Genomic DNA, 11755 nt, shown 5'->3' with positions numbered 1-11755 from the left:
CTTTCTGTTCTTCCACCCTGAATAAGCTCACAAAGGTTCTCGTATAAGCGGCTGGCAAGAACCCGCAAGGGAGCTTGTCAGCCGCTTATGCGTAAAGAATTTAACACGGGCGTTCTTTGCTCGTGTTAAATTCTTTATGTGGATTTATATATTAAGATTTTTTATTTTTACGAGAATCGATTAATACAGCACTTACAATAATGGCACCCTTTAAAATTTGCTGCCAGTAAGAAGATACACCCAATAAATCAAGACCATTATTCAACACACCGATAATAAGCGCGCCGATCATCGTGCCGGCAATCGTCCCAACGCCGCCGGCTAAGCTTGTTCCACCAATAACAGCCGCCGCAATGGCGTCTAATTCAAACATTACACCCATACTTGGCTGCCCTACACTAATTCTTGCAGTTAACATCATTCCGGCAATTGCTGCCAATAAACCTGCATATGTGTAAATCATAATTTTGTAACGGTCCACATTGATTCCGCAAATTCTCGCCGCTTGCTCATTTCCGCCAATCGCATACGTGTATTTACCGAATTTTGTTTTACTTAATAATAAATGTGAGATGATTCCCATCACTATAAACACAATAATTGGAAATGGAATGCCTGCAATCTCCCCTTTTCCAAGAAACATGAACGAGTCAGACAAATTAGGAATCGGTCTTCCATCACTATATAATAAGGCCAATCCTCTTGCCGCTGTCATCATCCCTAATGTCGCGATGAACGGGGGAATTTTTCCTTTCGCTGAAACTGCGCCATTGATAAAGCCGCATAGAGCACCAATCCCAAGACCGATTGCAATGGCTACAAACAAGGAGTCACCAGGGTGAGCGTAACTCGCCACGACGACCGAGACTAATGCAATAACGGAACCAGATGACAAGTCGATTCCCGTTGTAATAATGATCATCGTGACGCCCATTGCGACAATCCCAATGAATGAGATTTGGCGTACGACGTTCAATAAATTGTTTGCGTTAAGAAAAGCCGGGGAAAGAAAAGACATCACGACCACCATGGCAATTAAAATAAACAGAATTCCATATTTATTGAGTATTTGAGACCCTTTCTCTTTCCAAACGTTTTTATTCGCCTTACTGTTAATGGTTGTAACAGAACTGCCAACTGGATTGCTCATGTATAAACCTCCTTATGATTTCTTTAGCTATAGGCTACTTCCAGTATTTTTTCTTGGTCGGCTTCTTCTCTATTTAATTCGCCTTTTTTCTGTCCTTCATGCATGACGACCACCCGGTCGCTCATGCCCAATACTTCCGGCAATTCAGACGAAATCATGATGATCGCTTTTCCTTCTTGTGCCAATTTAGACATCAGCTTATGGATTTCCGATTTCGCCCCTACATCCACCCCTCTAGTCGGTTCATCTAGGATCAGGATGTCCGGATCATTCAGCAGCCATCTTGCCAGCAGCACCTTTTGCTGATTTCCACCGCTCAAATTCATAATGAGCTGATCGATATGAGGAGTTTTAATGTTTAATTTCTTTACCTGCTCTTTGCATGTCTTGTCCACTAATTTTTTATTGAGATATCCAAACGTTAAAAATTGATCAATACTTGAAATGATCATGTTTTCCCGAATCGAAATCGGAAGGAAGGCCCCCGTTAATTTACGGTCTTCCGTCAACAAGGCTACCTTATGTTTAATCGCATCTTTAGGAGATTTGATTTTTACTTTTTTACCATGAATGTAAACTTCTCCTGAATCAGGAGGATCAATGCCAAAAATGCTTTCAATGACCTCGGTTCTTCCTGATCCCATCAACCCTGCGATTCCTAAAATCTCCCCTTTTCTGACTTCAAAACTCACATTATGAAACTTTCCTTTTCTAGATAGGTTTTGGACGGATAAAGCCACTTCTCGAATGTCGGCTTCCTCTTTATGAAACACTTGTTTAATTTCTCGTCCCACCATCATTTGAATTAACGTGTCCTGGTCTAATTCATGGGCACCCTTTGTTCCTATATATTGACCGTCTCGAAAGACCGTAAGCTCGTCACAAATCTTGAAGATTTCATCCATCTTGTGTGAGATATAAATGATGGAAACACCTTTTGCCTGTAAGGAACGAATAATGCCAAATAATTGCTCCACTTCTTTTTCTGTAATCGCTGAGGTCGGTTCATCCATAATAATCAAATCGGCATTGTATGATACAGCGGTCGCGATTTCGACCATTTGCATATTCGCAATGCTCAAATCCTTCATCTTGGCAGTCGGATCGATATCCATATTCAATGTTTCGAATAACTTTCTGGCCTCTTCTACCATTTTCTTATCATTGACCCAGCCTGTTTTTCCGAATGAATATTCTCTTCCCAAAAAAATGTTTTCTGCCACCGTCATATACGGAACAGGACTCAATTCCTGATGGATCATGGAGATTCCTCTGTTTACCGCTTCTTTTGGGCCGGATATCTTTAATTCTTTTCCTTTAAACTTAATCGTTCCTTTATCAGGGGTATAGATGCCAAATATAATTTTCATTAGAGTGGATTTTCCGGCGCCATTTTCCCCCATCAGGCCATGAACGGATCCCTTTTTGATCTTTAATTGAATGTTATCCAACGCTTTTACTCCAGGAAATTCTTTTGTGATATTTTCCATCTCCAAAATATATTCTGTTCCCACTCAATCACCACCTAAAAGTTTTTCATACAGCACGGTTTTCGGTTTTACCGCTGGCTATAACGGAATAAAGAGGGCACAGAGTGTCCATACCTAGTCCCCCTTCTTCCAGCTTACTTTTCCCACTTTTTGATATACTCGTCTACATTTTCCTGTGTGACCAGTTCAAACGGAATGTTAATGAAGTTATTATCAAGCTTCTCGCCCTTTACTGCTTTCATGGCTGTTTCAATAGCACCTTTCCCTTGCCCGTACGCATCTTGGAAAGCGCTAACATTTAATTTCCCTTGCTTTACATACTCCAAAGCATCCATCGTACCATCAATCCCAGCGACAATAATATCGCCTCGTTTACCTGATTCCTCAAGAGCCATAATCGCTCCGATAGCCATTTCATCGTTATTCGCTACAACAGCGTCAATCTTATCACCGGCTTGAATCCAGTTTTCCATCACGGTCATTCCTTGAGATCTTTGATAGTCAGCAGTCTGCTCACGCACAATCTTCATATCCGGGTATTTTTTCAGAACGTCTTTATTTCCTTTCGTTCTTTTCACGACCGATTCTTGGCCTAAAGTGCCGTTCATGATCGCTACATTTCCTTTACCGCCCAATAACTCGGCCACTTTTTCCATTTGAATGGTACCTGCCTCAAGAGACTCAGAGCCAACGTAGGCATAAATTTTTTCCATCACGTCTTCTCCCGGCATCCTATTTACGACGACTACAGGAATGTCAGCCTCATTCGCTGCGTCTACCATCGGCTCTACCGCATCGGTCTCAACTGGATTAATAAGAATCGCGTCTACCCCTTGGGCAATCAATGTTTCAACTTGAGACATTTGCTTGCCGGCATCATTTTTGGCATCAACCATTGTTACTTCCACATCATCATGTTGGCTATCGTATTCTTTAATACCATCGTATAAATAAGACAACCATTTATCATCAAAAACCGGCATCGCTGCACCAATAACAATTTGATCTTTATCCTTGCCTGATGTTTCATTTGAACCGCACCCAGCCAATAAACTCATAGATAAAGCACAAACCATCAAACAACCCATCGCTTTTTTTAGTTTCATATGTAATCCCCCTTTAATTTTTTAAAACTTACCTTTTAGATAACGCTTACATTTTGTATCATATGGATGAATTTGAATCTTTTCATAGAAGCAAGTGGATAACATCTGTACATCGTGTCATTATCATGGAGTTAAAGACTTTCTTTGAGGAATCGGAGTAATCGATTGTCCAATTCGGTAAAAAAATAGATGAATTTCTATAAAATTCCTCATTATTTCCATTTAAAACCCTCCTTTTCTATACGAAAAACTGCTGTTAACTAAATTCACCCCTCTAATTATCTTTTTGGGTTATCGATTCCCCTATTAACTGTTTTTATTTTATCCTGTACTATATCAGATTGCAATATATTTTTTTAGAAAAAAATATATTTTCTGATAATTAATAAAAGACTCTGTGTTTCCTGCAAAAAATAAAACCTTTTCCAAGTCATATAGACCAAAAAAGGTTTTAATCAGCAAAAAGTGATTTATTGCTTATATTGCATTAATTTATCTGCCCGCCCGCATTTATATACCTTGCGTTGAACTCCTGCACAAATTGATTCACGATGCTTGTATCATGAATGATCAGCATGTTTTCATCATTGATGTTATTTCCGTTTTCACTCCAGTTTGTCGAACCTACAACGACTGTCGGATCACTGCTCGTGTCTGCATCAATAATCATCGTTTTGGCATGAAGCTTTCTTGTTTCAGCATCTTGATAAACTGGAGCTGGGTTCGCCCACCGTGTGTTTGGATTATTTACGCTTACTTGTGAAGCCGTACGCCCGGTCATGTCAACACTTGCTGACCACCATTGGTTCCAAAAGTCAGAGTCAAACACCCCTTTGACGTCAAAACCGGTCAGTTCGCCCTGCATGTCATTGTAGGAACCTTCCCACTTATATTTCAACTCGTCGACAAGCGCCTGATCACTCCAGGCAAAAATCGTAAAGTACGTGTTATACTGTGCTTCATTCTTCACCAATTCAGTCATTCTTCCAACTGCGTTGTCTCCTGCCGAAAAATAAACCTCCACTTTCTTTCCGCCAATTGTTACAACATGAGGAGTATTGTCCATTTTACGGGAACTGAAATTAGCTGTGACAGGGTTCGGCTCGTTCGTATTGCTTCCCCACATTTCTTCAAATTCCGTTTTATAAATGGAAGCAAGCTCAGGAGAATTCGTTTCAACGACATGCTGCTGATTTCCATCTAAAATACCTTGTTGCATATTCTCTTCAGATCCGTAAAGACCTGTCACCGTAAAATTCCAACTTCCCGTGAATATCCATTTTCCGTCGATAACCGCAAATTTATTATGCATTTGGGTGTCAGGCGAATAATAGCTGCTTTCTGCTTTTTCTTCTCCATCAACAAACATGTGCCCCGTCACTGTTTGGCTTCCGACTTGCACTGTTTCTGTTGGGATATCTGCCATATTAACAGGCAAACCATACGCTGTACGTTTCGCCCCATCTTCAATCGCAAACATCGGGGAGTCAGAGAAAACGCGAACATCATCAGCTGTTCCAATCACCATATCTTGCCCGCGAACCATTTTCTCCAAATACAGGCGCATCGTTTCGTACCGTTCGGCGTAATGGGGATCTCTTGCATCTTTCGCATCAGCCAGTACGCGCACTTCTAAACCTTGAGCCGCTTTCTCGATTAACTTGTCCACCACTTTTGGAAGATTCAGCTCATATGTCGCAAAATCGATGGATGTGGTTGCTTCATCAAGGCGCTTCAATAAGCGATTTTCCAAGTTCACATTGTAATTGGCTTCGTTTCCAGCTAAAGCATACTGCGTCAATGCGCTTTTATTAAAATAAATATTCATGGCTCCGGGAGCATCACTCACATTATGTAACTGTTCAGTCGTCGATGGTACGGATTTTACGACAGAATTAACAGCTTTAGGCGTGCCGTAACCTCCGCTGTAAACAGCCGTTGACGTCCCCCAATTTGTTGGGGAATTTCCATCGATGGATGAATCGATGCGTTCCATCGTACCTTTTGTTGTATTGTCTCCTGCATGCCAGCTATCGACACTATCTATCAAATTATTATTTTCATCATAAATCTGTAATGACTCTGCTTCATTCCCGAGCGTTCCACTGTAGATTTGATCCGCAGTCACATCACTTATCGTCTGGTCATCCGTTTTTTCCAGCAAGAAATAACCGTTAGCGGGAATGCTTCCTGACAACTGAATGGATGGAGAACCGTCTTGTGCCTTTAAAGTCCACCCTGTCATATTGATAGCTGTATTCGTATTGTTGTAAAGTTCGATCCACTCATCTGAATAAGAAGCGCTTGTCCCCATCCATGCAACTTCGTTGACGACAACATCCTTTACAGAAGCTGCTGTTGTCTCTTGCTGAAATCCGGGGGATAACAAGCTTACTCCCGCTATCGCGATAGAACAAAGTGCTGATAAAACTTTCCGTTGATTTCTCATGTTTGCCTTCTCCTCTTCCTGTTGGTTGCCATACCTTTTTATTATGTAATAGGAAAATCTTCAAAGAAATAGGCGCAACGGTACGTTTTTTCTAAATTATTTGTAAATAAAAACAAAACTATCGTCTTGTATTTTCTTTACAAAGTTCATATGTTCTTTAAAAATATTTACAAAAGAAATGGTTCACATTAAAAAAACGGGAAAGCTGTAAAAGCTGCCCGTTTACCTGCTTACGATTGAATGGAACGTAGTTGTTCACTTAACATGGCCGCTTGTGCCAACGCCTGCTGATCCTGCAAAATATCATCCGGCTGACTGCCTTTACCAATAATATAGCCAGCAAACTTCATACCCATGAAATCGAAAGTATATTGAAACTGCTGAATGAGAGGCAAAGCCTTAATTCGCGGATTATCTCCGCCTGTCACGATGACATAAGCCGTTTTCTTGCTCATTTCTTCCTTGAAACGGTAGCGGGTATCACGCAGGCTCTGTGACCAGCGATCCACAAAATTTTTCATCAAACCTGACATTCCATACCAGTATAAAGGGGTAACAAATACAAGAATGTCATGCTCCAGCACTTGTTCAACCGTTACATCATAGTCGTCATCAACCGGCTGAAAGCCCCCCTCTTCGTGCCGCTGATCGACAATTGGCTTAATGTTTCGGTCCCGTAAATATACATGTGTGACTTCCAAACCGTCAAACGCTGTTTCGGCCAGCTTCTCGGAATTTCCGTTTTGACGTGAGCTGCCATACAATGCCAGTATTTTCATATCCAAACTCCTTCACATTCAAAATTTTCTCCTGCCTTTTAAAGATACAATATTCAAATGTGATAAACAAAAGACCCAGCTCTCCAACCTATCTTCCTTATTTTCGTTTCGTTCCTGTTTTAAACAAATAAAAGGTTGAGTCATTGAAGTCTCAACCTTTTATCTTATAAGCACTACTCGCTTTTCCCCTCTTTTAGATGATGAAATCCGCCTTTCAAATAGAAACAATTCCACTTGTCAGAAAAAAGCCCCATCTCTTTCGCTTCGGCTGCATGGTTTGTTTTTATTTCTTTCATCAGCTCTTTTGTTGTTTTATTTTTCGTATCGATTCCGAGCTTTTCGGCAGCTTGAAATACTTTTTTCTCCCGTATTTCTTTCGCTACATCGCGAAGGTCTTTTCCTTCCGTTTCAATCCCCAACTCTTTTGCATCCGCTTTTACTTTTGTTTCGAACACTTCTTTCGCCACATCGCGGATGTCTTTTCCTTCTGTCTCAATCCCCAGTTCTTTTGCTTCTGCCTTCACTTTTGTTTCGAATACTTCTTTCGCTACATTACGAATATCTTTTCCTTCTGTTTCAATTCCCAATTCTTTTGCTTCTGCCTTTACTTTTGCTTCAAACACTTCTCTCGCTATCTGATGAATGTCTTTTCCTTCTGTCTCAATCCCCAATTCTTTTGCCTTCTCAAGAATCCGCTCAGAATTCAGTTTCATTTTGCCATGAAAAGGTTTTCCCTCTTCATGCTGTGCACCCTTTTCCGTTACCCCTGGTGCTTGGTCACTTTCAGTTGCAAAAACCGTATTTAGTCCAAGCCCTCCAAGTGATAAAACCCCTGCCATGACAAGTCCTAATACTTTTTTCTTCATGATGTTTTCCTCCTAACGTTTTCACCTTGTCCTGTGTACATGTCTTACTATGCCCAATAAATAGGGGAAAATAATGTAACAATAGGAAAAAAGGAAAGCTCTAAAAAAACTGAATACTTAAACTAACATATCAACCATTATTCCCACAGAAAGAGTTCGTGACTAAAAACTTCCTATAAAAAAAACAACTCCAAACATATTGCATGCTTGGAGCCGCCCTCTTTCGTTAATTAATATCTCCCAAATAGACAGGAAGCTTGGCATATCGATCCGGCACACGCATAAGAAGCGGGCGGATCGCAAGCGGATAGAAAGGAATGTCCATGATATCATCAAGTTCGATCCATTCTACCCCTATTTGCCTTTCATCCGGAACCGTCCCGATTCTGGCTTCATCGGCCGTTGATTTTAATTTACATTCAAACAGAAATTCAACTTGATGAAAATCCCGCTCACAGTCTAGTTTATGATGCTTCTCTATGTAATCCCGGACAAAACGAAGTTCACCGACTTCAACTTCAACACCTGCTTCCTCCTTGCATTCTCTCTTCAAATTTTCATGCAAGTTCTCTCCATGTTCCTGGCCTCCGCCCGGAAGTAGATAAAAAACGCCATTCTCTCCTTGCATTTTAATAGTCAGGATTTTTCCTTCATTGATTATGATTGCTTTTGCTGCGGTTCTAACCATTCTTATCGCTCCTTAATAGCCCTGTTTCGTTTTCACTTGATTGTAAAGGGGCTCATCGTTTTCAATCTTTGCAAGCGTGTCTAAAAAACACTCCACCGCTTCTTCCGGAGTAGTGACAGCTGATATATGGGGTGTGATGGTAATATCAGGATGCTTCCATAACGGTGATGTTTCCGGTAAAGGCTCCGTTTCAAACACATCCAAGACCGCCTGGCGAACCGTCTTCTTCTGCAGTGCTTCTAATAGAGCCAATTCATCGACCGTTGCGCCTCTCCCCACATTTATAAACCCGCTGTTATTCAGCTGGTCAAAAAAAGCATCATTAAATATTTTGTATGTTTGTTTTGTTAAAGGGAGCGTACTGATGACCCAATCTGCCTCCTTCAAAAGAAACGCCGCATTTTCCGTTTTCACGACCTGGTCAAAAAACGGAACACTCTCCCCGCTTCTCGACACGCCCGAAACCTTAATTCTAAACGTTGAAAGAACGCGGGCAATTTCCTGCCCGATTTCTCCTGTTCCGTAGATGACGATACGCTGAGAGTCAAGAAGTTTCGGCTCTTCCGGCTTCCACTGCCGTTGAGCTTTCATTTGTGCAAATGTATCATGCATTTGCATATCTCTTAATAGGTAGCTTAAACAATACTCCCCTATTCTTTGCCCGAATGAACAAACAGTTCGAGTCAATAAAACGGACTCATCCCATTCCCGTCCATATAAATATTTATCCACACCGGCTCCTGTTGAATGTACCCATTTCAAATTACCGAACTCAAAATGTTCGGTTGGATAAAAGCTTACATACACATCAGCCCACAAAACATCCTCTTGTGACACTTCCTCCTCCGCCACAAAGCGTATATTTTTAGACAAGTTCTTTTGTGTCAAAATCTTCTCCATCTCCTTATATAGATGGCCAGTTACTAAAATGTTTTCAATATTCAATGCTATCCCCCCATACATCATACATTCCATGGAAATAACTCCCTATATGAATCAGTTCCTCCTCAAACATACAATAATTAGCAACTTCCTTATAATTCCTCTTATTTTTCTTCATAACCCACACAATATAATTATGAAGGTAGCATTTATATCAGGCAACAATTTTAACACACCTAGAGAGGCTGATCGAGATGCATCCTTAATCGAAGAAAAAGGCCGATTTAAGTCGGTCTTTTTGTATGTCTTATTAACCTAATCATTAGAATAACGTTCTAACAGTTTCTTTTTATGTGACTCAAACACTTCTTCAAGAGAAATATTATACTTGTTTGCAATTACAATTAAATTACCTAATACATCTCCTAACTCTTCCGTTAACTCCTGTTTATGTTCTTCATAAGAGCCCCCTACTTCATTTGGCCTATCCCTGCCACAATGATGTTGAAAATCAACAGTAGAATTTAACATAGCCTATATAAAAAATGCCAAAGCCCTTAAACGCAATAACTATAAACCTGGCACTCATAAAGGATTTACTATACAATTTATTTATATAAAAGGGAAAATGTGGTGAATTCATTGTTTAAATTGTTGTTGATTGAAGATGATACAACTCTCTTTCATGAGATTAAAGATCGGTTAGCCAGTTGGTCTTATGAAATTTATGGGATTACTGATTTTAGTAGAGTCATTGAAGAATTTACAGTGGTAAAACCTGATTTAGTTATTATCGATATCCAATTGCCAAAATTTGATGGCTTTCATTGGTGTCGAATGATTCGATCCCATTCAAACGTTCCGATTATATTTTTATCATCGCGTGATCATCCTACTGATATGGTTATGTCTATGCAGCTTGGAGCTGATGATTTTATCCAAAAGCCATTTCATTTTGATGTGCTTATTGCGAAACTACAGGCGATTCTTCGACGTGTTTATAACTACAATACAGAACAAGTAAATCTGAAAACATGGTGCGGGGCAAAGGTGGATTACGAGAAAAATACGGTCACCAATGAGATCGGATCAATCGAACTAACAAAAAATGAAATTTTTATTTTAAAACTGCTTATTGAAAAGAAAAATAAAATTGTGAGTCGCGAACAATTAATGAATAGTTTATGGGATGATAAACGTTTCATAAGTGATAATACCTTAACGGTTAATGTAAATCGTTTGCGAAAGCGTCTCGATGAGCTTTGCTTAGGACGCTTTATCGAAACGAAAGTCGGACAAGGTTATATCGCTATTGAAGAGGTAAACATACATGATTAAAAAATATTTCATAGAAAGACTTAGCTGGATTCTTTTATTTTTTTTCCTCCATTCCCTTATCATCTTTATCGCTTATATTGATTCGTCGATTCCATTAAAGCCAATCATTTATATTGTCTTTTTATCAAGCAGCATCTTTTTGATTTTTTTGATGATCCGCTACAATAAAGAAACAAAATTCTATAAAAGCTTAGAAGAACGTGAAAACAATCTCGATGTAACAAGTGTAGCCGACCCAGAAAGCCCTTTCGAAAAAATTGTTGAAAAAAGTATCACTGACCAAGCAGAGCAGTTGAATCAAGTAGCTTCACAAAATCGAATAGCTTTAGAACAGGAGAAAGATGAACTATTGTCTTGGATTCATGAAGTTAAAACACCGTTAACTGCTATGCATTTAATGATTGAACGATTAAATGATGAAACAATGAAAGCTCATTTGACTTATGAATGGCTGCGGATTCATCTACTGCTTGATCAGCAGCTTCATCAAAAGCGTATATCGTTTATTGAAAATGATTTATTTATAGAAAATACAGATTTAACACCCTTAATTTTTAAAGAGATTAAAACATTACAATCATGGTGTATTCAAAAAGGGATTGGCTTTGACATTCAGTTAGGGATAACAGAAGTGCTTAGTGACGCCAAATGGCTGGCCTTTATCATCCGACAGCTTTTAACAAACGCGGTGAAATATAGTGAAGCATCCGATATCATCATTAAAAGCTATCAGCAAGATAAGCAAACGTGCTTAGAGGTGAAAGACTTTGGTCTAGGTATTGACCCAAAGGATTTACCGCGCATATTTGATAAAGGCTTTACATCAACGGCAAACCATCATGACAACTCTGCAACGGGCATGGGCTTATATTTAGCCAAAAAAGCGGCTAAGCCCTTATTCATACAATTACATGTTCACTCAAAACTGGATGCAGGAACAACCTTTACGTTAACCTTTCCAAAAAGAAATGAATTCGTGAATATGATAAGCATGTGACAAAAGTGTC

10 protein-coding genes and 1 pseudogene are annotated in these 11755 nt (G+C 39.7%); 2 read left to right on the top strand and 9 right to left on the bottom strand.

All coding sequences use genetic code 11. The features are described 5' to 3' along the window. Positions 1-151: 151 nt before the first annotated feature. The 9 genes and pseudogenes from BK575_RS03540 to BK575_RS03500 all read right to left on the bottom strand — a co-directional run. The gene (locus tag BK575_RS03540) at positions 152-1030 is read right to left on the bottom strand and encodes an ABC transporter permease (RefSeq protein WP_456238400.1); all 879 of its coding nucleotides are present in this window, start codon (positions 1028-1030) and stop codon (positions 152-154) included. A 143-nt stretch (positions 1031-1173) separates the two neighbouring features. Next, positions 1174-2640 (bottom strand): sugar ABC transporter ATP-binding protein, encoded by a 1467-nt coding sequence (locus tag BK575_RS03535; protein WP_078414622.1) that lies wholly within the window; start codon positions 2638-2640, stop codon positions 1174-1176. 134 nt (positions 2641-2774) lie between these two features. Next, a complete protein-coding gene (locus tag BK575_RS03530) occupies positions 2775-3746 on the bottom strand; it encodes a sugar ABC transporter substrate-binding protein (protein WP_078408919.1) in 972 nt (323 codons plus the stop codon). Between the two features lie 487 nt (positions 3747-4233). Further along, a complete protein-coding gene (locus tag BK575_RS03525; RefSeq protein ID WP_078408918.1) occupies positions 4234-6195 on the bottom strand; it encodes a phospholipase D-like domain-containing protein in 1962 nt (653 codons plus the stop codon). Between the two features lie 230 nt (positions 6196-6425). Further along, positions 6426-6968, bottom strand: a complete 543-nt coding sequence (locus BK575_RS03520) for a flavodoxin family protein (RefSeq protein WP_204524891.1) — start codon at positions 6966-6968, stop codon at positions 6426-6428. Between the two features lie 179 nt (positions 6969-7147). Next, positions 7148-7840, bottom strand: coding sequence for a hypothetical protein (locus BK575_RS03515; protein WP_078408916.1), 693 nt, complete (start codon positions 7838-7840; stop codon positions 7148-7150). 226 nt (positions 7841-8066) lie between these two features. Continuing rightward, a complete protein-coding gene (locus BK575_RS03510) occupies positions 8067-8528 on the bottom strand; it encodes an NUDIX domain-containing protein (RefSeq protein ID WP_078408915.1) in 462 nt (153 codons plus the stop codon). A 12-nt stretch (positions 8529-8540) separates the two neighbouring features. After that, positions 8541-9473 carry a D-2-hydroxyacid dehydrogenase gene (locus tag BK575_RS03505; protein ID WP_078414621.1) on the bottom strand — a complete coding sequence of 311 codons (933 nt, stop codon included), beginning with the start codon at positions 9471-9473 and terminating at the stop codon, positions 8541-8543. A 252-nt stretch (positions 9474-9725) separates the two neighbouring features. Then, positions 9726-9905, bottom strand: a pseudogene (locus BK575_RS03500) (MazG nucleotide pyrophosphohydrolase domain-containing protein); the annotation flags it as partial. A gap of 147 nt (positions 9906-10052) precedes the next feature. Here BK575_RS03500 and BK575_RS03495 point away from each other — a divergent pair. Both BK575_RS03495 and BK575_RS03490 read left to right on the top strand, forming a co-directional pair. Beyond that, positions 10053-10748 carry a response regulator transcription factor gene (locus tag BK575_RS03495; RefSeq protein WP_078414620.1) on the top strand — a complete coding sequence of 232 codons (696 nt, stop codon included), beginning with the start codon at positions 10053-10055 and terminating at the stop codon, positions 10746-10748. Continuing rightward, the gene (locus BK575_RS03490; RefSeq protein ID WP_078408913.1) at positions 10741-11745 is read left to right on the top strand and encodes a sensor histidine kinase; all 1005 of its coding nucleotides are present in this window, start codon (positions 10741-10743) and stop codon (positions 11743-11745) included. The genes BK575_RS03495 and BK575_RS03490 overlap by 8 nt, the downstream gene beginning before the upstream one ends. The last annotated feature ends 10 nt before the right edge of the window (positions 11746-11755 follow it).

Origin of the sequence: Priestia abyssalis, from assembly GCF_002019595.1 — a bacterium.
GTDB lineage: Bacteria > Bacillota > Bacilli > Bacillales > Bacillaceae_H > Bacillus_BA > Bacillus_BA abyssalis.
Note: the sequence above shows the minus strand (reverse complement) of the source record. Positions and strands in the feature narration are given on the sequence as shown.

Excerpts from the sequence above, each read along its gene's own strand:
- BK575_RS03540 (WP_456238400.1), bottom strand. The coding sequence starts at position 1,030 with ATGGTGGTCGTGATGTCTTTTCTTTCCCCGGCTTTTCTTAACGCAAAC.
- BK575_RS03515 (WP_078408916.1), bottom strand. The coding sequence starts at position 7,840 with ATGAAGAAAAAAGTATTAGGACTTGTCATGGCAGGGGTTTTATCACTT.
- BK575_RS03510 (WP_078408915.1), bottom strand. The coding sequence starts at position 8,528 with ATGGTTAGAACCGCAGCAAAAGCAATCATAATCAATGAAGGAAAAATC.
- BK575_RS03530 (WP_078408919.1), bottom strand. The coding sequence starts at position 3,746 with ATGAAACTAAAAAAAGCGATGGGTTGTTTGATGGTTTGTGCTTTATCT.
- BK575_RS03490 (WP_078408913.1), top strand. The coding sequence starts at position 10,741 with ATGATTAAAAAATATTTCATAGAAAGACTTAGCTGGATTCTTTTATTT.
- BK575_RS03525 (WP_078408918.1), bottom strand. The coding sequence starts at position 6,195 with ATGAGAAATCAACGGAAAGTTTTATCAGCACTTTGTTCTATCGCGATA.
- BK575_RS03535 (WP_078414622.1), bottom strand. The coding sequence starts at position 2,640 with ATGGAAAATATCACAAAAGAATTTCCTGGAGTAAAAGCGTTGGATAAC.